The organism is Changchengzhania lutea (genome assembly GCF_006974145.1).
Taxonomy (GTDB): Bacteria; Bacteroidota; Bacteroidia; order Flavobacteriales; family Flavobacteriaceae; genus Changchengzhania; species Changchengzhania lutea.
The window spans coordinates 3,128,017-3,152,255 of record NZ_CP039456.1; the positions used below are offsets into that span (position 1 = coordinate 3,128,017).

Genomic DNA, 24,239 nt, shown 5'->3' on the forward strand with positions numbered 1-24,239 from the left:
TTATGAGTTGTTGGCTGCTGGTTTTATTATTTCGTCATTAATGTTGTTCTTTTATGAGTTGTTTCAATTTCAAACTTAAGTCTAGATGTCAGTCCTTCTAAACCAGGATAAATAAAACCTCGATGTATTCCAACATAGTAAAGTTCGTTTAATATATCTTGCTTTTTGTCCTTGTCAATTGTTATTTTAATAAATGTATCAAAAATTCTTGGCGATTCATTTAAGGGAATAAAAGGCTGATCTCTTTCAGGAATTTCGTGAATTGTAAAACAGCCTGATTGATTTGTTATTCGTGAATCTAAGTGCGAAGGAAAAATAATGTTCTCACAAATGTTTCCTGATAAATTAATTTTTTTTGCTAGCCAAGTACTTTCACTCCAACAATTATTGGTTGAAGAAAGTCCATAAAGCCAAACATTTGCATCTTTTTTATTTTTATAATTTTCTACTGCAAAATATAAAGCAACTAAAGGATTGGTTGTCCAGTCTAAAAGTTTTGTTGGAAGACCATAATGTTGAGCCATTGTAAGCCATTCAATGTCATTATTCGGTATCGATTTTATATATGGTCTAGATTCTGCTTTAAATTGTCTCATTATATATTTCTCAATACTGTCCCAATTCGCCCAAGATTCTTTCCTATCTATTCTAAAAAGACTAGGAACAAGTTCATATGATTTGTCATTATGACCTCTAAAAAACCATTGTGAAATATGTCTATGTTCTTGATGATTTACAAACTCTATAAATTCACTTAAAGATTTAATATTTGTATTTGGTGTCATATGTTTTACAGTCTTTCTGATTAGATTTTTTTTGATTTTTTTAATAAATTCAATCATATGTAATTCTGTTTGTAAACGGTCTTTCTAAACTTGCAGCCAACAATTGTATAACCACCACTTTTTAGTTTTTAGTATTGCAGTTATATCTTTTATGTCTGCAATGTACTATTTTTCAATAAAGAATCAAATGGGCTTGTAATGGTTTTATTGTTAATTTCAATGGTTCTAGTATATATTTCAGTAGTTTTTGGGGAGTTATGGCCTAGCATATTTTGCAAATGACGTATGTTTACATTGTTTTCAATACAATGCGTAGCAAAAGAATGGCGCAATGTATGAACTGTTGCCCAAGGGTTTGAATTGGTTTGCGCAACGGATTTTCTAAATATGGAACGAATACTGGTTGTACCGTATTGACCTCCTGTTTGTCCTTCGAACAACCAATAGGAGGGTTTGTATTGTTTGTAATAGGCTCTTAATAAGAGTACTAGTTGTTTGGATAATATAGTTTTTCGATCTTTTTTACCTTTGCTATCTTTTATAAAAAGATAGCCGTCATTTGAGTGCACGTCTGTAATGCGTAAGTTTATGAGTTCGGAAATCCGCAAACCAGAGCTATATATAGTACACAAAATAGCTCTGTGCTTTATGTTTTTTGGTGCTTGGATGATATTTAAAACCTCACTTTTGCTTAATACATTGGGTATGCTCCTGGCTTTCTTGGGTCTTTGGATATCGTAATACTCTCTGGGCATTTTTAGTGCATGCTCATAATATGCCTTTATGGCATTGATGAGTTGGTTTTGATAGCTTTCGCTGATATGGCTTTTTTTGATGAGTTCATATACAAATCCTTCAATATCTTCTTTGTTGACCTCTTTAAGGTTCCTTTGCATAAATTTCCCTAGAAAAACGGTGAACATTTTTTTATATACCTTTATGCTTGACACGCTGTATTGCTTTAAAACTAGTGCTTTTTCTAATTCAAAAAGGGCTTCTAAAGCATCTTGGGTCAACGCTACTGTCGGTATCGGTGTAAAACGGATATCTTTTTCAATCGTATAATTCCCACCACATATTTCTTTTAAAGACTTAAAATTTTTATCTGTATTTATAACCGACCATAATTTTTGGTGCGGATGCCAAAAACTACCATCCATTTTCTTTATAGCATTCCTAATTTCAATTAATTTGTAAGGAATAAACACCTTGATCCGTTTTGCCTCTTTAAGAGGTTGATATATAGTTGGTTGCATGGTTTTTTATTATTAATACTACATATTAGTGTATTAAAAGTACTTAAAAAAAGAGCAAAGAAAGTAGGCTTAATGAAAATATCAGTATTTTAACCGTTAGAAACGACTAATTGTAAAAACCTTATAAACAGTTATTTAAATTCGTAAAATGATAGGTAATAGAAAACCTGTAAAGGTGACATGTAAGATATGCAGTAAAACGCTTATAGGCAGAAAGGATAAGTTATTTTGCTCTGTAAAATGTAAAAATTATTACCACGTTAATCTAAGAAAGGCAACTGATATTGTGGTAAAAGAGTTGGACAATATTTTACATAGAAACAGGAGTATCCTTTTAGAAATTATGGGGAAAAGAAAAGTACAATGTACCGTAGAAAGGATGGTTCTTGAAAAAAATCATTTTGTATTCAAATACCATACCCATCTACATACCAACAGTAAAGGGAAAATCTATCATTATGTATATGATTTTGCTTGGATGGAATTTTCAAATGATGACATCTTAATCGTTAGGAAAACCAAGCACATTTAGTTGTTGAGCATATTTTTTTGAATAAAAGTGTTTAATTTTCTGCAATGCTTTTTGGTGTTTTTTTTAGTATCTGCCGAAAAATTATATAAAAGTCATAAAATCTCAGTAAACATAATAAATCTTATTATTTCAAAAACACTAATTTATAATAACTCAAAATATACCTTTCAGCTGGGCTTTGGCTCAGTAGAACAAGGGGACGATCAACATTCAAAATAGAAATTTAGGCCTTTTTAAAACCTGTTTTAAATGGGTACTCCGTTTACATAATCCACTCAGCACATTTTCTTCCATTGCGTAAAAACTACATTCCAGAAAAAGAGCTTCAATAAAAAAGGTCTTGGACCTAATCCACACTTTTGACTTTCCATTTTCGTTAACCTTTTCCGCTTCTCTCGAAAGAAACACTTCATTTACAAGTAAAAGTGTGGATTAGGTCCGCTTAAACAGAGCAAATATCAAAAATCGGAAAGCCAAACCCTGAATTTTCTTAATCAAATTATCGGCAAAGCCTTCTTAGGGCTTTTGCTCGATAATTCTTAAAAATTCAGGGTTTGTCCCAGTCATTTTAAGGGGTTTATAATAGATGACGCCTTTTGTTGTTTTTCGGGGCATCGAAAAACAGGCATGGCATAAACACTTCTAACTTAAACACATGTATTGAACTCGCTTAACTTCCTGTACGCTCATTCCATAAATGTGTTTAAGAGAATTGCTAATACCATTGTGGAACTTGTCAAGACCATGCAAGTTTTAGAAAAAAATAAGGTTTCTACTGCCTTGTTTTTAACCCGTTGGTAAAAACGACGTCGCAGACACTCCTGATTTGTTTCCTAAAAGTCTTGACAAAACCCACTTGATCTATTGTGCGGGGCACGAAAGAAATCATACAAACACCCCTTAAAATTTAATCTGTTTTAAATCCAATAGGGGAAATATTAATCTAAATTTTTTAAATCATGAGTACATTAAAAAACAAAGTACAGTTAATCGGAAACGTTGGGCAAGAACCAACCATTACAAACCTTGAAGGCGGAAAAAAAGTTGCCCGTTTATCATTGGCAACCAACGAGCATTTCAAAGACGGTAAGGGCAAAAAGCAGACCGATACCAATTGGCATACTGCTATTGCTTGGGGCAAGACCGCTGACATCATTGAAAAGTATGTGACCAAGGGCAAGGAAATTGCTATTGAAGGAAAATTATCGTCAAGGTCTTATGAAGATAAAGACGGTGCGAAACGCTATGTAACCGAAGTGGTAGTGAGTGAAATATTACTACTAGGAAGCAAGGAGTAAACAAAATAAAGAGTGTGCTACTTTAGATGGAAACACCCTCTTTTCATTATTAATCTAAATCAGAAAAACAATGAATACCAAAGTTAACACATTACAGGAAAATTTGCAACAATTTTGTGGCGCAGAACAATTTTTTCAATTGCCACTCATTAAGACCCGATTTACGGACGGCGTACATTATCTAGCCCAAAAAGCAGCCTGCTTTTGGCTCATTACGGATGCCTCTGTTTTTGCCAAGAGCCTTATTGACAAAAGTCATTTTTTCATAACCATTGATTTTAAAAGGCTTTCGGAAGCAGAAAGAAATCAAAAGGGATGCGAAGCCATTATAAGCTATGGCGACGGCAACGAAAACATATTGGAAACACACCGATACACCGTAACCGATTTTCCATTGGATGAATTGCGCTTGTATTTCGTGAATAATACACTGATGTTACCGAGTGAATATTAAATTTAAAAACGATGATCATGGTCTATTTGAATTATAATAATCTCGATGCAGACACCCAAGACCGTTTGCTCCAAGATTCCAAAAGCGATGTGGAGCAAAAATTTGGGAATGACCTTAAATGCTATGCTAAAAAGCACCATTTGGATTATAATACAATATTGGAAGAAGAAGCCATACGGAATCTTTACAGTTACCAATATGTGTTCAATATTTAACGGTAACGTTAAAAATAAACATCAATAAAAAGAGCCTTTGAAAACTTCAAGGGCTTTATTGTTTCTTACAAATGCCAATCCTCAAAATTAAACGGTACAAGTCAAGAATCTGACGTCCAAAATCTCAAATTTCCTTAAAATCATTTTTGTTGGTTGAAATTGATGACATTTGAGGGCTTTTTTTGTTTTCAATTAGCCATTGTAACCCTTATCTTTATAAGACTGTCTATCGGCAGTTCAATGATACCTAGTTATGCTTTTTACATTTGACTTTCGCTCATAACTAGTCATTCAAAAAAAAAGGAAATAGATGGAATTTTTTAATTCCATTAAGCAACTGATTTTTTAAATCAGGTTGTATAATTTTTTGTCCCTACGGGACGAAAAGGTATAGCAAGAGGGTAACACGCTGGTGCGATGTTTCGGTTTTCAGTTTTTTCAAAACCCTATTAAAATCAATGGTTTTCAGCGATTGATTGTTTTGATTTTTGAATTTTAAGCATCGTTTTTTCAGAAAAAATCCTCTCAGCCCAATAAAACCATCAAATTTTTTCAGAAAAAATGGATAAAGGATTTGAAAAAGAGCGATTTGAAAAGCTAGGAATTAAAATTTCCGTAGCAATTAAATTCAGAAAATTTTGTAAAAAAAATATCAAAATCACAATCGATGACATTGTTATTAATGATTGAATTTTTTAAGAAAATGGCATTTCGTCAAATGAGACTTTGGGTCCTAATATGCAAACATTAGAGAGCGAAATTAGAAAAGAATTAATGCTGTAATTGACATAATAAAAGATATCAAAAAGAACCATGACAAACCTACAACTGCAATGTTGCAACCCTTGTTTATGGAGTTTGAACCTAAAGAAAAGAAGCTTATTTTGGAAAAAGAAGTAAAGGAAAAGAAAGTTCAGTTCGTCGAAAAACTAGACCCAAATAATCAATTATAACATAATGTATTATAAGTGTATTACCACCAACTAAACATTGATATGCTCCAATTAAATAAAGACGAAACTTAATTGGATTCATTATGTAATTCAAGCTACTTGTTCAGCTAAATTTCAATCAAGTTCATGTATCGTTTTTCTTTTCAGAAGCCACGTTTTCTTTGCCATTAAGGGTATCCGATATTTTGTCCAAGCAGTGCATTTGACTATGCGGTAGGAGTTCCATAATCAGTTCTATAACTTTTGTAACACTGGAACTTGGCATACAATGTTTGTTTGCTGATGATATGAATATACCATTTCCATCTAAAGCGAAATAACAAACTTCTAAAAGTGTTGCAATATAATCGGTAATATCTTCATGACTTGATACTTCTAATTGGATGGTTTTCCGTGTCCGCCTTCCGCAAGGTTCACTTTTTATTCCAGAAAAGTTGGATACTAATTTCTTTATGGCCTTTATTTTTTTAGTATTCTTTTTCATCATTTAAAAATTATTACTGATTAGATGATTTGCAATGGAGGTTCTTAAGGTGTTCCAATTGTGCTTCGCCCAATGTTTTGGCTTCATCAAAAAACAATTCACAGCGACTATAAGCTTTATCTGTATCCATATCTGAGAATTCATTTTGAACTTTGAACCGCATAATATGGTGCGCATTACACAGCATATAATACATACGATGTAATCCATAAGTTTCTTTTGGGAATATGGTCTGCGGTATTCGGGTAAAGTGGCTACATAAATGCAACAGATAGGGCAGTGTGTAATGCTGTGGTTTAAATTCCCAAAACACATATAAGAGCGCCATACATATCTGTTCTAAAGCATAGTGCATAATCGCCAATCTAGAAGTAGAATCTTCTTCGGGCTCAATGGTGTTTAGAATGGTAAGTAGATATTCTGCGCGCTCCATACGACCCTTCCATACTTCTTGAATACCTTTATAAACACATGGATGAAAATGCGAACCATAATTGCTGAATTTTGATAAAGAGTCATCACTTTTATACATACAAGATGTATGGAAAATAGCTTGAGATAAAAAATCATCTCCATAATTTAATCGCTTTTTAACCTTTGACAAGGTATACATAATGGTATAGACCTTACAGCGCTGTTGCATCTTGTTATAGAGATCATCCATAAAGTTTCCCTGACCTTTAGAAATGGGTTTATGTGTGATAATAAGCAGTGTATAGGTTACTATTTTTCGAGAAGTTACATTTTGCGGTGAGAGATAAGTATTTTGTTTTTTCTTTTCTTTAAGGACACTTAATACATATACGGAATGCAATGTGACTAACTCTTTTAATAGTTCAAGGAGTTCTTTTAGTAAAGGGGATTTTGTGGTCAAAGTTGCCTTCATGGTTTTTTCTTTTTGTAAACTAATTGCTATTTTGCTAAGTACAGAACCACATTAAGTTGTGTTTTACTAGAAACGGGTTGTTTTTTACCTGTTTTATTTTAGGAAATATTACTATATTTGATATATGGAAACAGCTACAAAACCAAATCACATTGGACGGAAAATAAGTCGCATCCGTGAACTTCGGGGCATGAAGCAAGAAACACTTGCAGAAGCGCTTAATATTAGCCAACAGGCAGTCTCTAAAATTGAGCAAAACCCAGAAATTGAAGATGATAAATTGGAGGAGATTGCTAAACTATTAGGAGTGACTTCAGAAGCCATCAAAAATTATAGTGATGAAGCTGTATTTAATAATATCCAGAATAATTACGATGGTTCAGTTATAAATGCAGGTCCTACCATAAACCACCATTGTACTTTCAATCCTCTTGATAAGCTTTTAGAAGCTAATGACGAAAACAAAAAACTTTATGAGCGTTTATTAAAGGCTGAACAAGATAAGATTGAGTATTTAGAAAAGCTTTTAAAGGAAAAATAGTATTTTGTACATATATGCTTAAAAGTGAACCTTAATAGTGTTCCTTTTTAATATATTATTATTCCTTTACCCATTATATTTTCATATAATTTATTATAACATCAAATTCTTAAATTAAGTCCTTTGGTTTTAACCTCAATTAAAAAAGTAGTTTCCTATTCTATTTTGTTGTAAGATTTAATTCGTATTAGATTAGTATTGCTATTCAAATAATTCATAAAATTTGCATTAATTTATTGTTCAATATTGATGTTTTCAATTATATTTGTCACAAATTTAAGTAAGTTATATCAATGCAGAAGTTACCTATTCGGTTACCTGTATTTGAAAAATTAGGATAACTAATTGATAATTAAAATATTAGGGAATGGTCGTTAGTTCTGCCACCCCGACGAACCTAGAAATAGGTTAAACTAAAACACTGTTAATTGTATGATTATCAGTGTTTTTTGTTTTATATGATATCAAATGATATCATTTGATATCATATAAAAGGTGTGCAATTAGGTGTACACTTTCTTCACAGAATTGTCGTAATTTTAAAGAGCTTTTAAGAGCAATTTGACTTTTGTCTTTACAAACCCTTTGTTCAATTAAAGCCTTTAAAAATGCAGACAAACAGCACATTTTCAATCATTTTCTTTACAAGAAAATCCAGAAGCGTTACGAACAAGTTATCCATCTACATTCGTATTACGGTGAATGGAAAACGTTCAGAAATCAGCCTTAAAAGAAGCATCTTATTTAAAGATTGGGATGCTTCCAAAAATAGAGCGCGAGGAAAAAACTATAAAATAAGAATATTAAACACCTATTTAGACCAAGTATATAGCCAATTACTTGATTGTCATAAACAACTACTTGATGAAGGTAAAATAGTCTCAGCTAATGCCATTAAACGACGCTATTTAGGAGAGGATGACACTCATAAAACTCTAAAAGAGCTTATTGCTTATCATAATACCAATATGATTACGGTACTAAAATCTGGTACAATGAAGAATTACTATACTACTGAAAAGTACTTACATAAGTTTTTAAAGCAAAAATTAAAAATGGATGATATTTACTTAAAGCAATTGAATTATCGGTTTATCTGTGATTTTGAGCAATTCCTTAGAACGTATAAGAACAATAAAAAACAACTAATGCTTTCCAACAATGGCGTGATGAAGCATTTGGAACGGTTTAAGAAAATAATAAACCTTGCCTTTAAATTAGAATGGATTCTTAAAAACCCATTTGTACAGTTTCAATTGAAGTTTGATAAATTTGATAGACAATACCTTACTGAAAGAGAATTGGAAAGGATAGAAAAGACCAATTACAAAAACGAAAGATTGGAAAGGGTAAAGGACTGTTTTATATTCTCTTGTTATACAGGATTATCCTATATAGATGTCAAGGAACTAACTCTAAATCAAATAACCAGAGGTATAGACAATAATCATTGGATATTTACTAAAAGAGAGAAAACAAATGAAACGGTCAAGATACCCATCTTGCCCAAAGCGATGACCATAATCGATAAGTATAAAAGGGATAGTGAAAAAAAAGAGAAAAATCCTCTGCTACCATTATGCTCAAACCAAAAGGCAAATAGCTACCTAAAGGAAATAGCAAAAGATTGTGGAGTACATAAAAACGTAACGTTCCATGTTGCCAGACATACCTTTGCAACTACGGTGATGCTGTCTAATGGTGTTCCCATAGAAACGGTTTCAAAACTGTTGGGACACACCAAATTAACTACGACTCAAATATATGCTAGGGTAGTAGAATCAAAAATAAGCGAGGATTTTCAAAACCTACTGATACGATTTGAAACCAAAAAGCAAAAAAGACTAAAGGAAGTTTCAGAAGGCTAAAAAACGTTTTTAAAGCGTTGGATTTAGAGGCTGGGTATTTAAAACGATTTTTAATACTAGTTCCAATGTGGGCGCGGGGAATCCAACGGTTTAAAAATGCAGCAAGCTCGCCCAAGCGAGCGCGGTAGTAAAAGAACAGAAAAAGGGGTTATGTAATTTTAATACTATTTTTCAATTCTTGATAATCTTCTTCAGATACTTTTAATACATAATGCCTACTACTAAAAGTATTTTTGACAAGTTTGAAATCTTTTAGAGTGTCTTTGAGTTTGTACTTAAGTTCATCAAATTCAGTTTGCTGTTTAAAGTAGGCATCACGATAATAAGTTAATTCCTTATTTTCGGTTGTTAGTACTGGTTCTTTAAATTTTATTTTTTCAACATACTTCGGTTGTCTTTTTTCAACGCCTTTAAAAAGTGATTCCAACATTTTCTTGGTGGGCTTCAATTGTGTTTCTTCAACATTTCTTAAAATAGAGACTACTGCATCCATGCGTTTGCCGATAATGTTGGAATATGATGTCAGGTTCATTCCTAAAGTATCGTAAGGAGACAGATTATTATCCTCAAAAAAAGCAATCATAAAATCTAAAGTTTCAGAATAACTAGGACTGATCTTTTTAGAATAATTTTTAAATTTAACTAAGGTTTTCTTCTTTAGCCGAATGGTATTAAAATCATCCATAATTTATGAGATTGTTACAATGAAATATTGATTTTACTGGGGTGAAAATGGAATTTACGCAAAAAATCAGAATTAACAATATTTATTTACAGGTTAATTTATTGAAAATCAATAAATTATAAATCAGTAACATCGCGCAGCGTGTTACCCTCTTGCTTTTCCCCCTTAGTTTTACAAACACGCTTTATTTAGGGATTATTTATATGTTAGTGAGTTGCTTTAATTGTTAACTTTCTATCGGGGAATACTCCCTATAATAATAAACTGTGACCAAACTGATAGGGGCGAATTATACGCTATTCAAAGCTTCGGGCTTATACTTTATTTGATAAAAGCCCTTATCAGTTATCTCCGGAACGGCATCAGATGGAAATTCAGGTTTTTAGACCTATTATCAGGGGTTCGATGGTTATCTGGATACTGGTCATTTATCTAAAATCTTATCTATTATGAACAAACAAAACTTTAACTACTTTATCGGTATTGACATATCGAAAAAGTTCTTTGACGTTGCTATTATCGAAAATGATAGGACTACCTCTTACGTTTTTGAAAACACTAAAAAAGGGACTAATGCTTTTATTAGGCTTCTTAAAAATCAAAAGATTCCTTTGGATAACACGCTGATATGTATGGAACATACTGGTGTCTACGGAAAGCTTATCATTACCAAACTCGTTGAAAAACAAGCCAACTTCTGTGTTGAAATGCCTATACAGATCACTAAGAGTATTGGTCTTCAACGAGGTAAAAACGATAAAGTTGATGCCAAAAGAATCGCTTTTTATGCATCTAAAAATTACCCAGAATTGGAACTTTATAAGCCTATAGCCGAAGTTCTTGAAAAAATGAAGATACTGCTTAAGATTAGAAAAAAGCTTGTTAACACTAGAGCTGACATCAATAAATACCCTAATGAACTTGAACGTTTCTCTCCTGAAATTGGAAAACTTGCCAGGAAAAACCTGAAAAGAATCAACAAAAATCTTGAGGATGAAATCAAACGTATTGAAGCTGAAATTAAAAAACTGATTCTTTCTGATGATAAACTCAATAAAACGGTCGGTTTGGTGACTTCTGTAACTGGGATTGGTCAAATCACAGCACTTCATCTTACCGTTTTTACAAACTTCTTTACACGCTACGACAATCCTAAACAACTGGCTTGTTACAGCGGTGTAGTGCCTTTTGAATACACTTCTGGGTCTTCCATTCATCGAAAGTCCAGAATACATCCTATGGCTAATAGAACACTTAAAAAACACTTGCATATGAGTGCTTTGGCAGCTATTAATCATGATCCCGATATCAGAGCATATTTTCTGAGAAAGGTTGAGGAAGGAAAGAATAAAATGCTTATTGTGAATAATGTGAGGAACAAGCTTGTACATCGAGTTTGTGCAGTCATTAAAAGACAGCAACCCTATGTCAAAAATATAGCTTGATTTTTTTGTCATTTTTATTAGGTTTTAACATGGAAATCCCCCCTTAACAAGATAGTCATTGTAAACAGGTTAATTATAAATAAAACTATATTCATTGATTTATTAATCAATTAGGAAAAACTCTTTAACAAAACACTCGCTTGCAAATAGTATTTCCCAGTTCTGAAATTCTTTTTCTTCTCAAAATGAAGATTAATAATTTCACCAAATTTGGTTTTTTGCTCCAAATGATGAACAAGTTTTAGAATTGAATTATAATTTCCCTCCATAGTAAATTGATAGGTTTTAACAGTTAATTCATTTGACTTAGAGATATGAGGCTCTAAAAAACTAACCACTTTTAAATTATGGTCAGTAGAAAAGGTATTGATAGTTTTCAAAAGATTGTTTTGAATAGAACCCCCTTGAATTTGATATTTGTTTAAAAGTGAATCATAATAGGTTTGTTTTTGTTTTAAAAGGGATAATTGTTTAGGGGTGTTTTTAAACAACAAAGCTTCTTTTTCCAAGTCATTGTATTCGTTTTTTAAGACTAATGTATTGGATATAGCCAATTGATAACATAAAAATAGTGCCATTATAAAACCAATTACTAATGCGATATTTTTAGTTTTATGTGTCATGGCAGTATACTTATTTTTAAACTAAAAAGTGAGGTTGTTGTTTTGGAGTCGCTATAAGTTTCAACCTCTACTTTATTAATCCAATTCATGGTTTCCAAAACCGAAATCCACTGGGAATAAGACACGCTATTAATAGAAGTTCCAGAAACCATAATCGTATTTTGATTTAGTGCGATGGCTTTATCTTTTTTAATATTTTTTAATATAGGCTGATAATTAATTTCAGAGAGTAATATAGATTCAGGTAAACTACCAATAATAGCATTAACATAAAAGGAGCTTTTAGATACACTACTTTTTAACATATCGTCAGTCATTTTTTGGGCGTTGCTTACCTTTTCATTTAGTGTAATAATTTTACTCTTTGTTGTTTGATTTAATTGTGAGGTTTCATTGAGTTGATTAACCCCATTATAATAGAAATTGAAAAACAAAAAGTTAACTAATAAAACACTAAGAATAAAAACTAATCCCATTTTTAAAAACAAGCTGTAAAACCGAATCTGTTTAAAACTATTAATGAGTATCGCTTTTTTTTCTTGAAAGTTTGTCGTTGATTTATAATTATTCAAGATACTGCTTAATGCAGCCGATAAGGATAGTAGGTATGTATTAGAACTATCTAAGCCATTAATATTATACTGTTCTTCCTTAATAGTTTCATCAAGTACAATGGTTTCAATGACTTTATTTTTTACAGTTATGGATGCATTTGAAGTAGAAATAGTATCCACTTTTAAGTAAGAAGCAACACTAGATATAACAGAATTCCCAAATGAAAGATTCACAATGGATATCCCTAAATCCGTATATTTTTTAATAAGTTCATCCACAAAACTCTTCCTACATATAGATATAAAAGGCCTTGTATCCTGTTGGATGACTTCATAATAAAACTCAGTCATATTTATATTTGGAAAGGCTTTATTAACTAATTTGATGGATTCCAAGGATTCATTATCCAGACTTTTGGTAAGTACATGCTCATTATTGATAACAAGAAAAGCATGTTGTTTTTTAGAAAGTTTTTTTGAAAGATTACCAATGGATTTTGAAGAAAATAAATCATCAATAATAACCTCTTTTTTGGCTTTCTTTAAAACGGTAACATGTAAGGTTTTTTTACCATTCTTTGAGCTATGTTCAATCCCACAATAGCGATTTCCAAATTGCAGATATGATATAAAGCGATTAAACATTAATTAATGACTGTGGGTTTAATAAGGATGGTTAATTTTGATTTTCTATCCTCTCTTTTTCGTTTACTAAAAAGCCATTTAATAACAGGAATTCTAGCCAATAAAGGCATACCAGAACCTGAATCATTTTTTACTTGTTCTTCCAAACCACCTAATACCACTATATCTTGATCCTTCACCCGGATAATGGAGGTAAATTCTCTAGAATTTAAATCGGGCGGTGCATCATCTGCAATACGTCCCCCAAAACTAGATTGGATGACATAAATATCTAACGTAACCTGCCCATCACCAGAAACTAAAGGTTTAATGGTTAGTCCCAACTCCGCATCTATAGGCTCGAAATTCGTGATTTCAGAAGTTTGAGGATTATCAGTACCATAAATATTACGTTGAGTAACCGCATAATATGACGTTTGTCCGTTAGATAATGTGGCTTTATGGCCGTTCAAAGTCGCTAACTTTGGGGTAGAACGTATCTTGATATTCCCATTGGTTTCCAATGCTTTTATGTTGGCAAAAAATTCAGGCACAACTTTTCCTAAGTTGAAAGACCCTATACCGTCAAAGCCACCAATAACTTTGTTAATGGTTTTCGACCCTAAAGTAATATCAGTTTCAGGAAAAAGACTTCCTTGAGTATTGACTTCATTTTCACCAATACCCCAACTTATACCAGTTTCCACAGAAGAACTTCTATTCACTTCAATAATCATCACTTCTATTAAAATAACAGGAACAGGTTTATCTATTTTTTTGATAAAAGATTTAAAGCGTTCAATATTTGCACCAGAACCATTGACATAAAAACTGTTCATCTCAAAGTCAATTTTAATGTCTAAATCCTTTTTGATTTCATAGGGTAGTACATCAATTAAAGCTTGTCCACTATTTGACTGTTGGTTAAAATTGGATGTATTATTTGTATTTAGAGACTGTCTATTTCTATTGTTATTAGCACCTCCATTATTAAATTGGTTATTTGAGTTATTATTAAAGCTATTCGATGTATTATCAAAAGAGCCACTATTTCTAGAGCCAATATTTCCATTTCTATTATTACCTCCAGAAGGATCTGCAAACATTTCAACCGTGCGGTGCATTAAATGAATTACCTCTACTTTACGAACACTAAGTTGGTTTTCTGTTCCGAAATAATAAATATTGCCCTCTTTTTTATAAGTAAAAACACCACTTGCAGCAGATACAGAGATATTTTCATTTTGAGAATTACCACGATTACCATTTTGTTGAACACCCAAATTCGCTTGTAAATTTCCAGATGAAGTTGATACCTGTGATTCAAACATTTTGGTAAGCAATTCATCAAAGGAAATTGATCTAGCTTTAAAGGTCACATGTCCAGCATTCTCTAAAGGTGTTGCTGTAAAAATATTAATATTAAGATCGGTGCCAATAGCATGGATTATAGTGGCAATGGACGTGTTATTAAAATCGACTTCTAATAGTTTATTGTAACCATCCAATATTTTGTAGGACAGATTTTGATTTCTTCTGGTTTTAGAATTGTTTTGGTTTGCGTTTTGTGAGACTTCATCAGCTTCAAATACATAAAAATTATCTTTTGTTTTTTCAACGTATAAATTATTAGCCAATGCAAATTTGTCCATAGCAGCATCAAAGGGCGTGTCTTTAGTATAAAAGGTTAATGTTTTGTTTTCTAATCCAGGAGAAAAAACTAAGTTTTTAGCACTTTCATCCATGATACGTTTAAAAACGTCATACAGCTTGTCGTTTTTAATATCCATGGTAATACTCGTACTTTCTGGATAGTATACAACTGGAATAATGTGCTCTTGGGGAATTTCAACAGGTGATGTATATTTTTTTATTGATAGTATGCTTCCTGTAAACTCAATGGTTAGTTGATACTCTTTACATAAAAATACCAAAAGATCTGAGACGGTAACATTGGAAAAATTATTGTTTGCAATGGTTATTTGATTAAGTTCAGGTGCAATATTAATGTTAACGCCATGAGCGTTAGAAATAGCCAAAATAAAATTAGCTAATGAAATATCACTAACACTAATCTCTGTTTTTGCTTGTTCGGTGAGACCTAAGTTTTCAACGGATAGGAGTTCGAGTTGATTTTTAATATTGGAAATCCGTTGGTCATCACTTTGTGAAAACCCGTAAGAATAGCTTAATAACAGTATATAGATTAGTTTCTTCATATATATATTGAGCCGTGATTTGGCTAATCAATTAATAGAGCATAGACTTCTTCTATGGAAGTTAAACCCTGTTTGACCAAATCAATGGCGTTGTGTTTTAAAGTAGAAATATGATGTTCTTTCAAGTAGGTATCAATTTCTAAATCGTTAAGTTTTATATGAGGTATTAAGGATTTGGTAATGGGAATGATTTCATAAATCGCTTTTCTACCTGAATAGCCAGTATGATAACATTTAGGGCAACCTGTAGCAGTAAAATGATACTTTAAATCTTTAGGAACATTAAAGTTTTTAGGAAAGATTTCTTTAGAAATACTAGTTTCTTCTTTACAGTCAATACATAATTTTCGAACTAAACGTTGTGCAATACTAACATTTAACGTACTAGCAATTAAAAACGCAGGAATCCCCATATCTATTAATCTAGAAATGGTCGCCCAAGCAGAATTAGTATGAATAGTAGACAATACTAAATGTCCTGTTAAAGCAGCTCGAATAGCCATATTAGCAGTTTTTACATCACGGATTTCACCAACCATAATGATGTCAGGGTCTTGTCGTAAAAAGGTTCGTAAAGCGCTGGCAAAATCTAAACCAATGTTTTCTTTTAGTTGTACTTGATTAATACCTTCCAAAGTATATTCAATAGGATCTTCGATGGTTACAATATTCGTTTTATCATCATTGAGCAACTTCAAAGTGGCGTATAACGTGGTTGTTTTACCCGAACCAGTTGGCCCAGAAATAAGCACTATCCCATTGGGGTTTTTTGTGGCTTCGCTATAGATTTTTAGCTCTTTATCAGTAAACCCTAAATCTTTAATGTCAATATGACCCGTATCTTTACTTAAAAGACGGAGGACTATTTTTTCACCGTGTAAAGTGGGTAAGCTGGATACCCGAATATCAAATTCATTATACCCAGTTTTAATTGTAATACGACCATCTTGAGGAAGCCTCTTTTCGGAAATATCTAAACCCGCTTTTATTTTAAGCTTATTGACGATAACGGGGTATTCCGATAAAGCTATTACAAAATGTTCTTTTAGTTTACCGTCTAATCGAAACCGTACTCTGCATTTATGTTCATAAGGCTCAAAATGAATATCACTACTCCCTATATCTTTTGCAGACAACAACAATTTTTCAAGAAAATCACTGGAGTAATGTAAATCTTCTGTTTTGTTAAAGTCTCGCTTTCTAAAATTGTTAGATAAATAAAGATTAATATTTTCGGAAGTCTCAGGACGCAATTCAATGTCCTTTCCAAATACTACTCGAAGTTCTCTTTTTAAACTTTCAGTAAGGGTTTCTGATTTAAAAACCAGCGTTCCGTTATAAGACTCTACAGGAATAATTTTATAGTGATAAGCCTGTTCAGAGCTTAAAATCTGAAGGAGATTGGTGGGAATGTTAAAGTCATTAGTCATAACTTTAAAGGGTATATAACACATCCACATAACCTGACCAATGGCCAAAGTAGGTTGCTAAAAAAAACAAACTCATATAACCTGCCAGAGGAACAGTTAGTGTTTTTTTATTTTTTGACAACAGCAGATGTAAAAGCAAGGAAAATATTAGGGCACTTATAAAAATGACAACAAACGCCATTGTTGAAAATGATAAGGATAACGCAAAAAACAATAATACATCTCCTAAACCAATGGTGTTAAAAACAGGTGTTTTAAGTTTATACTTGGCGTATAATAGGATAACAACAACAAATATTAATATAAAAATCACATTCATTTTTATAGACATAAAAAACAATTCTGAAAGTGTACTTTTATAAAATAAAAAACCATTCAACAGTCCAATAATGGGAAATAGAAACCAATATACCATGCGCTCTTTGGTGTCTTGAAAAAAAACAAAAAGCAAACTCAGGGTTAATATGGTTTTAGCGATAATCATCTAATCTTTTATAAGTTGTTTTGGAGTACCGTTTTCATCAATTTCCCAAACATTAAAAATACCGTCGCCATCAAAATCGGTAATAGCCGTTGCTTTAGCTTTAAAACTACTATTGGTGGCATTTAAAATTTCGTAACTGTAATTGCTCGTACCATTTTCGTTAACTGTTTTAGGTGCTTCAAAGTCGATTTCGTTTAAATCAAATGAATATTTAGAATACATGTACCTATAAGTAGTTTGGGAGTTATATATAAACTTCAGTTGCGTTTGTGCTTCAACACTTTTTGTTTTGGCAATTAAAGGCATGAGGTTGGGTAGGGCTAGTAATAATAGTATACCAATAATAACGAGTACAATAAGAACTTCTTGGAGATTATAAGCTTTAATTTTCATTATGCAAAAACAATATTATTAGAAAAATAAATATAGGGAAGATTACATGCAGATACACTAAAAAAAACCTTACTATTAGTAAGTTTTGACCTTATAAATAGTAAGGCTTCAAGTGCTTAAACAAACCCTTTTTCTTTAGCCGCATTTATAAGGGTTAAATCATTTCCTTTTAGGGTATCAAATAGTTCTCTTAGATGCCGTTTTCTTTTTTCAACTCCACCAATTGAAAGTGGTAGAATTTTTACCAAATCTTTCGTCTTTGTTCCTTTTGAAATCTCAGAAAGAAGGAGTTTATCTACCTTACTTAGTATAATGTTACTAGAAATTTTTTTCCTTAATAATTTTAATATGGTTATGCTGTAAAAAGGTTCATTTTTAAACGCACTTTTTAATGCCTCAGAGACTGTGTTTGCAACAATATCTCCTTTAAATAATAGTCCATGAGGATTTATGTATTGCAATATGAAATCAAGAGTAAATGTATCAAAGTGCCCAGTAATAACAACTATTTTAGTTTTTGGAAAACGTTTTTTCAATTCAAGACCAATGTCTTTCCCTGATTGAAATTTACTACCCTTAGATTTTGGCAAACGTATATCTAGAAATACATAATTAAATGGTTTGTTTCTGTTGTTAATTAAATTTAAAGCAGATTCACAACAAATAGCTGTATAAATTTTAAATTGAAAATTTGTGTTATTTTCTGCAAATTTAGTAATTGCATTTTCGTAAGCATTTAGAATTATTGGGTGATCATCAATCAATAGAATATCATTAATCATGTGTGTGTGTTTTTTAAATTTCACAAAGTATTCATTTTTTCAAATATATGTAAGATCATACATTAAATTTAGTATAATCTTACGTTGTATGGTTTTTGTATAGGTGTTTTAATCTTATTTGTGGGGGGCTTTTAGGCATTAAATCGCTTTGAAAGATTACTGAAGTTTGATTTGAAAAGTAATGATAATATGAAAGGATTTAAAATGATTGACTTACAAATTATAAGGTTCTTCATCCTAAAGAGTAAGGTTGATTTTTAAATATTTAAAAGATAAACTTATAAGTTTGTGTTTATAAATATATGTTACTTATGAAAATTACTCACTTACTTTTAGGATTTATGTTGTTTTTTTTTGTGCAGCAAAATTATGGTCAAATTCAAGTAAATTCTACCGGTAAAGTAGGAATTGGTAATTATGCTCCTAATAACTCCTATTCAATTACTGCTCAAACTTCTTTTGTGTCTAATCTGAATATTAATTATGGCTACGTTTATGAGTCAATAGGTATTGGCACGAGTTATAATAGTTCTTACAAGTTATATGTTCGTCCCAATCAGAATTATGTTACAAACGCAGTACGTATATCTGACGGATCATATGGAACAAGTAGCTATACCCTTTATGTAAGTGGAGATGCCTATGTATCTGAAGGAGTATTCACAAGTTCTGATAAACGCCTTAAGAAAGATGAGCGGATTATAGAAAAAGATGGGTTTTTAGCCAAACTACGTAAAGTAAGAGGAAAGAAATATAAGTACAAAACTAGAGACGAGCTTTTAGAAATGCATAATGCTGGCACAGCAAAATTCCCCTTAGACACTATTTATAAGGTTATAAAAAAAATTAAAGCTAATGGAGAAATTGAGTATGAGCATACTGATGAAATAGATGAAATTGTTGTAGATGTACCTAAATTTGATGAGGGAGAGCAATATGGCGTTGCTGCACAAGAAGTTATGACAGAATTTCCAGAGTTAGTGTCTTTAGATGAAACAACTGGTTTATATGGTGTAAACTATCAAGGTTTTGTACCATTACTTCTAGAAGCTTTTAATATTCAGCAAGAAAAAATAGCTCAGTTGGAAGTAGAAATAAGTAATTTAAAAATAACAAAAAAAAATAAAGAATAAAAAATGCGTAATTGTTATTAAATATAAGCAATGAACACATTTTTTATAAAGTATAAGTAGAATGAATACCTCTAAAACAATTATAGCCATTTTAGTATTGGCGATATTAATTCCCTTATCTATTTTCTTTAAACCAAATAAACTTAAAGTAGCCTATGTTTTTGTCGAAAATGTGATGCAAGAATATCATGCTCTACAGGATATAGATGATAAATTAATACTAAAGGAGGCTGTTAAAAAGAAAAAGCTTGATGCCTTTTACGAAAATATTCAAGAAAAAATAAAATGGCTTAATGAAAACAACAAGAAAATAGAAGAAGATGAACGTATTGACAAACAACATGAAATAATAGACTTAGAACGGATTCATAGACAAATGCAAAGCCAAACTATTCATGAATTAGATAGCTTAAAAACATTATGGATGAAACCTGTTTATGATGAAGTTAATGAGTATATCAAAACCTATAGCAAAGACAATGGTTTTGATTATGTACTTGGTAACCTTGGAAACGGAAACATAATGTTTGGCAATCATATTTATGATATTACACTTGAAGTTATAGATGGTTTAAACGTTGCATACAATAAAAAAATTATAGAATAATTTTTATTTTAAAACATCATATTTAAAAGTTAATAATAATACCTTTTGAAGGTGTTTTAAACATAATTTTTTTGAATTTAAAAGCATATATCCGCTTTCTTTCTACAGTCTCTGGTCTAGTTTTTATATTAATACTGGCTACGCCTTTTGTGAAATCAGGTCAATTTGTAAATACTATACTTACACCTAAACTCATTTGGTTTAGTGCTACCTGTACACTTTTTATAATCTTAAGTTTTTTAGTTTCTTTAACTAAACCTTCCGATTTTAAATTTTTAATTAACAGAATTGACATAGCAGTGCTCTTGTTTTTTCTTTATTTGCATATCAATCAGTTTTTTACGGGGCTAACATATATTTCATCAAAGGCCTCTGTTGCTACAGTTTGCTTGCTAATTTATATCACTCTTAGACTAAAACTTAGCACCATTAATATAGATAAAATAATCCTTAAGCTTATTCCTGTGCCTTATATATTGGCATTAATAACAGTTTTAATAGGATTTTACCAATATTTCTTTAGCGCCACACAAATCAATGAACTCTTAATTACTGCTGCCATGGGAAATTCTGGCGCTGTTGCTTCTTATTTAGCAATTCTTTTACCGTGGATGATAATTTTTGCAAATACATCTAAAAGAGAATATAGAAGATTTCTATATTGCGGCATTATCATTCTTTCTATTGTTTTATTGATTTTAACAAAAGCAAGAGCAGCATGGATTGCAGTAATAATTAGTTACTTATTTATTCTTATAGTAAATAACAAAACCGAAATTAAAAAAATCGCTAGACAGCAAGCTAAAACGAAATACATATTTATTATAGCTTTTATAGCATTTTTTTGCTTTAGCTTGTATGCCATTTTTAATTTAAAAAAAGATTCAGCAAATGGACGTTTATTCATTTGGAAAAGAACCATAGAACTGATATCGGATCATCCGTTTACAGGAGTAGGTTACAATTTGTTTGGGAGCGTATATCCAACTTATCAAGCTAACTATCTAAAAAGTAATCCTCAGGATCCTCTAAGTTTGTTGGCTAACGATGTAAACCATACGTTTAATGAATACTTATATATTGCTGCTGAATTAGGGCTTATTGGATTTATCCTGTTTCTTAGTATTTTACTTCTTCTTATAAAACCTTTTAAAGATCATCTAAGAAAAATAAATAAAACGCTTTTAGCTTGTTACGGGGGTGTTTTTGTATTCTGTATTTTGTCCTTTTTTACCTATCCGTTCAAAATTTATTCTGTTCAGTTGTTATTTATAATCTGTATTGCAATTATTTCTTCAACTTCTATTAAGAATCCTGTTTTTTCTATTAATAATCGTACTAAGATAATCTTAAGTGCTTTTCTATGTGGTATAGCCCTTTTAATTGTTAGCTCTGAGTTACAAAGATTAAAAAAAGAAAGATTATGGTTTCCAGCTTATAATTTACGTACTGAACTTAGCTGGAATACACGTTCAAGAATATTTGAAAGGCTATATGAATATAATCAAGATAATTGGGATTTTTTAAACGTCTATGGAGCGGAGTTAGCTGCAAATGGTTCAAATAAAAAAGCTATCGAAGTTTTAGAAAAGGCTACTGATTATATGAAAACATCCGAAATATATACCACCTTGGGTATGTCTTATGAGGAGGTTGGAGATTTTAAAAATTCAAGAAATGCATACGAAATGTCAATACATATAGTGCCACATAAATTCTTCCCAAAATATCGATTGGTATATCTATACAAAAAAATGGGGATGTTAGAAAAGGCACTTCAGCTTGCCAAAACTATTATAATTACACCTGCAAAAGTGAAATCTTCTACTGTTACAGGAATAAAATATGAGATGAGAGAATTTATTAAAGAAAATAATTATGAATAAGATACTGTTCGTTTTCCCAAAAAAAATAATACATCTCTATTTTTTTTCTTTGATTTTGTGTGTTGGATGTATTTCTAAAGATGTAGAAAAATATACAGAGGCTTTAAACCCTAAATTAGCAAATAATCAAGAAGTTATTAAAGCAATCAAGCATTATCAGAAAAAAGGAGAAAGTCAAAAATTAGAAGCACTGCTATTTATTCTAAAAAACATGGATAATCATTATGCACTTAGTAATATTTTATCCAAGGAATACGACTCCATTTTATCTCCTAAAGAATTTGGTGGACAAATGCCAACTGATGATAGTAAACATGGTATTGCATTGAAAAGATTGATTATCATGGAGGAGAAATATAAAGATATTAAACCTCGTTTAACAAAAATTAGATATGATATTAATCTATTAGAATCGAAGTATTTAATTGAAAACATCGATATCGCTTTTCAATCTTGGGAAAAGGCACCATGGGCAAAAGATTTATCATTTGTTGATTTTTGTGAAAATGTACTCCCATATCGAGCAGATCATGAGCCTATCCATTATTGGCGCAAAACCGCCTATCAAAATTTTGAATGGGTAATGGAAGCAGATGCTCAAATTGATAGGTTTAAAGCCTGTTCTATAATTAACGATTCTATAAAGAATGTATTGAGTAATATGATTGAGATGAATATGTACCCTATAAGGCTCACGTATGATAATATGTATAAATTTAAATTAGGAATTTGTGAAGATGAGACTGTATTTGCGTTACTATCTATGCGTTCTGTTGGGCTTCCAGTAGGGATTGATTTTGTTCCGCAATGGCCTTGGAGAAGTATGGGGCATTCGTGGAATTATCTCTTATTGGAAGACGGTAGTACAGTACCATTTATGGGTACAGAAACGAATCCAGGAGAACCTCATTTTGAAAAAGATAAAAAAGGGAAGGTCTATAGGAAAACATTTTCAAAGCAGGAAGGGGTATTGGCTGAAATAGAAAAAGATCACAAGAGTATTCCTAATTTTTTTAGATCGCCTTATTTCAAAGATGTTACCCATCTCTATGCCAAAACTCATAACATAACTTTACCCTTAGAATCAAGTTCTACAAGCTTAGGGAAGTATGTGTATTTATCTGTATTTGATAATCAAAATTGGGTGCCTATAGATTGGTCAGTTAGAAAAGAAAACGAAGCTATTTTTTCTAATATTGAAGGTGGAATTGTTTATTTACCAAAATACTATAATAATGGTCATTTTGTGTATACAGAGCAACCTGTTATTATTGATAAAAAGGGTAAGGTCACTCAATTGATTCCTGATACCAATAAAACACGAAAAATAACCCTAAAAAGGAAATATCCTTTAAGTAAACATATGGATGACTACCTCAAAAATATGGTAGGAGGACGTTTTGAGTTATCGAATCATGCTGACTTTAGTGAAACTGTAACAATGGGAACAATAAAAGATAAACCACAAACTTACTTAAGAAGTGTAAAAAATAAAGTTTCTAAAGCTAAATATAAGTATTTACGATATGTTTCTTCAGAAAAAGATAGTGGACGTTGTAACATGGCTATTTTAAAAGCCTATGGATTAAAAGGGAATAGGGAAATAAATTTAAAAGGGAAAGTTATAGGAACAGAAGGTTCATACAAAGGATATGGAGCTGAAAAACAGATGACTTTTGATAATGATCCATCCACTTTTTTTGATGCGTCCGAGGAAGATTGGGGTAAAGCATGGATAGGATTAGAGTTTGATAACCCAACACAAATATCTAGAATAGAATTTATGCCTAGAAATGATACGAACACCATCTTTGAAGGTCAAGAGTATGAACTATTTTATTGGGATAAAGGTTGGCATGGCATGGGAAAAAAGGTTGCTGATGCTTCAGAAGAAATCACTTTTGAGGGAGTGCCTGTTGGAGCCTTATATCTATTGCACAACCATACAGGAGGAACAGAAGAGCGGATTTTTACTTTGGAAAATGAACAGGTAAAGTGGTATTAATAACAGTAAATCATTTATTAAAAGACTATTGAAGTGTGGTTTAAAAGAGTTTTAATAGTTAAGATAGAATTTAAAATGATTGACTTACAAACTGTAA

The 24,239-nt window shown here is 31.4% G+C and carries 23 protein-coding genes; 11 read left to right on the forward strand and 12 right to left on the reverse strand.

Annotated elements, in window-relative coordinates; all coding sequences use genetic code 11:
• Nucleotides 1-26 precede the first annotated feature (26 nt).
• Together FAF07_RS14035 and FAF07_RS14040 are read right to left on the reverse strand one after the other, a co-directional pair.
• A complete protein-coding gene (locus FAF07_RS14035) occupies nucleotides 27-842 on the reverse strand; it encodes an FRG domain-containing protein (protein ID WP_142785701.1) in 816 nt (271 codons plus the stop codon).
• Nucleotides 843-934: 92 nt separating this feature from the next.
• On the reverse strand, nucleotides 935-2,041 hold the full coding sequence (locus tag FAF07_RS14040) for a tyrosine-type recombinase/integrase (RefSeq protein ID WP_142785702.1): 1,107 nt from the start codon (nucleotides 2,039-2,041) through the stop codon (nucleotides 935-937).
• Nucleotides 2,042-2,189: 148 nt separating this feature from the next.
• On the opposite strand from FAF07_RS14040, the gene FAF07_RS14045 reads away from it, so the two are divergent.
• From FAF07_RS14045 to FAF07_RS14060, 4 genes are all read left to right on the forward strand, one after another.
• On the forward strand, nucleotides 2,190-2,573 hold the full coding sequence (locus tag FAF07_RS14045) for an LIM domain-containing protein (protein WP_142783758.1): 384 nt from the start codon (nucleotides 2,190-2,192) through the stop codon (nucleotides 2,571-2,573).
• Nucleotides 2,574-3,532: 959 nt separating this feature from the next.
• A complete protein-coding gene (locus FAF07_RS14050) occupies nucleotides 3,533-3,871 on the forward strand; it encodes a single-stranded DNA-binding protein (RefSeq protein WP_142785703.1) in 339 nt (112 codons plus the stop codon).
• A 70-nt stretch (nucleotides 3,872-3,941) separates the two neighbouring features.
• The gene (locus FAF07_RS14055) at nucleotides 3,942-4,325 is read left to right on the forward strand and encodes a DUF6876 family protein (protein WP_142785704.1); all 384 of its coding nucleotides are present in this window, start codon (nucleotides 3,942-3,944) and stop codon (nucleotides 4,323-4,325) included.
• A 17-nt stretch (nucleotides 4,326-4,342) separates the two neighbouring features.
• A complete protein-coding gene (locus FAF07_RS14060; RefSeq protein ID WP_142785705.1) occupies nucleotides 4,343-4,540 on the forward strand; it encodes a hypothetical protein in 198 nt (65 codons plus the stop codon).
• 1,077 nt (nucleotides 4,541-5,617) lie between these two features.
• On the opposite strand, the gene FAF07_RS14070 is transcribed toward FAF07_RS14060, so the two are convergent.
• Together FAF07_RS14070 and FAF07_RS14075 are read right to left on the reverse strand one after the other, a co-directional pair.
• Nucleotides 5,618-5,980, reverse strand: a complete 363-nt coding sequence (locus tag FAF07_RS14070) for a hypothetical protein (protein WP_142785706.1) — start codon at nucleotides 5,978-5,980, stop codon at nucleotides 5,618-5,620.
• A gap of 10 nt (nucleotides 5,981-5,990) precedes the next feature.
• Nucleotides 5,991-6,863, reverse strand: a complete 873-nt coding sequence (locus FAF07_RS14075) for a hypothetical protein (RefSeq protein WP_142785707.1) — start codon at nucleotides 6,861-6,863, stop codon at nucleotides 5,991-5,993.
• A 124-nt stretch (nucleotides 6,864-6,987) separates the two neighbouring features.
• Here FAF07_RS14075 and FAF07_RS14080 point away from each other — a divergent pair, with 124 nt between their 5' ends.
• On the forward strand, nucleotides 6,988-7,404 hold the full coding sequence (locus FAF07_RS14080) for a helix-turn-helix domain-containing protein (RefSeq protein ID WP_142785708.1): 417 nt from the start codon (nucleotides 6,988-6,990) through the stop codon (nucleotides 7,402-7,404).
• A 608-nt stretch (nucleotides 7,405-8,012) separates the two neighbouring features.
• The gene (locus tag FAF07_RS14085; RefSeq protein ID WP_142785709.1) at nucleotides 8,013-9,272 is read left to right on the forward strand and encodes a site-specific integrase; all 1,260 of its coding nucleotides are present in this window, start codon (nucleotides 8,013-8,015) and stop codon (nucleotides 9,270-9,272) included.
• A 148-nt stretch (nucleotides 9,273-9,420) separates the two neighbouring features.
• Here FAF07_RS14085 and FAF07_RS14090 read toward each other — a convergent pair whose 3' ends face one another.
• Nucleotides 9,421-9,957 (reverse strand): BfmA/BtgA family mobilization protein, encoded by a 537-nt coding sequence (locus FAF07_RS14090; RefSeq protein ID WP_142785710.1) that lies wholly within the window; start codon nucleotides 9,955-9,957, stop codon nucleotides 9,421-9,423.
• A 449-nt stretch (nucleotides 9,958-10,406) separates the two neighbouring features.
• On the opposite strand from FAF07_RS14090, the gene FAF07_RS14095 reads away from it, so the two are divergent.
• The gene (locus tag FAF07_RS14095; protein WP_142785711.1) at nucleotides 10,407-11,402 is read left to right on the forward strand and encodes an IS110 family RNA-guided transposase; all 996 of its coding nucleotides are present in this window, start codon (nucleotides 10,407-10,409) and stop codon (nucleotides 11,400-11,402) included.
• Nucleotides 11,403-11,512: 110 nt separating this feature from the next.
• On the opposite strand, the gene FAF07_RS14100 is transcribed toward FAF07_RS14095, so the two are convergent.
• From FAF07_RS14100 to FAF07_RS14130, 7 genes are all read right to left on the reverse strand, one after another.
• On the reverse strand, nucleotides 11,513-12,025 hold the full coding sequence (locus FAF07_RS14100; RefSeq protein ID WP_185956440.1) for a hypothetical protein: 513 nt from the start codon (nucleotides 12,023-12,025) through the stop codon (nucleotides 11,513-11,515).
• On the reverse strand, nucleotides 12,022-13,224 hold the full coding sequence (locus FAF07_RS14105) for a hypothetical protein (protein WP_142785712.1): 1,203 nt from the start codon (nucleotides 13,222-13,224) through the stop codon (nucleotides 12,022-12,024). The genes FAF07_RS14100 and FAF07_RS14105 overlap by 4 nt, the downstream gene beginning before the upstream one ends.
• Entirely contained in the window at nucleotides 13,224-15,422 is a 2,199-nt protein-coding gene (locus FAF07_RS14110) for a general secretion pathway protein GspD (RefSeq protein ID WP_142785713.1), read from the reverse strand. The genes FAF07_RS14105 and FAF07_RS14110 overlap by 1 nt, the downstream gene beginning before the upstream one ends.
• Before the next feature lie 23 nt (nucleotides 15,423-15,445).
• The gene (locus FAF07_RS14115) at nucleotides 15,446-16,852 is read right to left on the reverse strand and encodes a GspE/PulE family protein (protein WP_142785714.1); all 1,407 of its coding nucleotides are present in this window, start codon (nucleotides 16,850-16,852) and stop codon (nucleotides 15,446-15,448) included.
• Between the two features lie 4 nt (nucleotides 16,853-16,856).
• Nucleotides 16,857-17,336 (reverse strand): hypothetical protein, encoded by a 480-nt coding sequence (locus FAF07_RS14120; RefSeq protein ID WP_142785715.1) that lies wholly within the window; start codon nucleotides 17,334-17,336, stop codon nucleotides 16,857-16,859.
• Nucleotides 17,337-17,729, reverse strand: coding sequence for a prepilin-type N-terminal cleavage/methylation domain-containing protein (locus FAF07_RS14125; RefSeq protein WP_142785716.1), 393 nt, complete (start codon nucleotides 17,727-17,729; stop codon nucleotides 17,337-17,339).
• Between the two features lie 116 nt (nucleotides 17,730-17,845).
• Complete coding sequence (locus FAF07_RS14130) at nucleotides 17,846-18,511, reverse strand: response regulator (RefSeq protein ID WP_142785717.1); 666 nt, start codon at nucleotides 18,509-18,511, stop codon at nucleotides 17,846-17,848.
• A 311-nt stretch (nucleotides 18,512-18,822) separates the two neighbouring features.
• Between FAF07_RS14130 and FAF07_RS14135 the strand changes: the two genes are divergently transcribed.
• From FAF07_RS14135 to FAF07_RS14150, 4 genes are all read left to right on the forward strand, one after another.
• Complete coding sequence (locus FAF07_RS14135) at nucleotides 18,823-19,644, forward strand: tail fiber domain-containing protein (protein WP_185956441.1); 822 nt, start codon at nucleotides 18,823-18,825, stop codon at nucleotides 19,642-19,644.
• Between the two features lie 61 nt (nucleotides 19,645-19,705).
• Nucleotides 19,706-20,251, forward strand: coding sequence for an OmpH family outer membrane protein (locus FAF07_RS14140; RefSeq protein WP_142785719.1), 546 nt, complete (start codon nucleotides 19,706-19,708; stop codon nucleotides 20,249-20,251).
• 71 nt (nucleotides 20,252-20,322) lie between these two features.
• A complete protein-coding gene (locus tag FAF07_RS14145; RefSeq protein ID WP_142785720.1) occupies nucleotides 20,323-22,137 on the forward strand; it encodes an O-antigen ligase family protein in 1,815 nt (604 codons plus the stop codon).
• The gene (locus FAF07_RS14150) at nucleotides 22,130-24,142 is read left to right on the forward strand and encodes a hypothetical protein (RefSeq protein WP_142785721.1); all 2,013 of its coding nucleotides are present in this window, start codon (nucleotides 22,130-22,132) and stop codon (nucleotides 24,140-24,142) included. Before FAF07_RS14145 ends, FAF07_RS14150 begins: the two co-directional genes overlap by 8 nt.
• Nucleotides 24,143-24,239 lie beyond the last annotated feature (97 nt).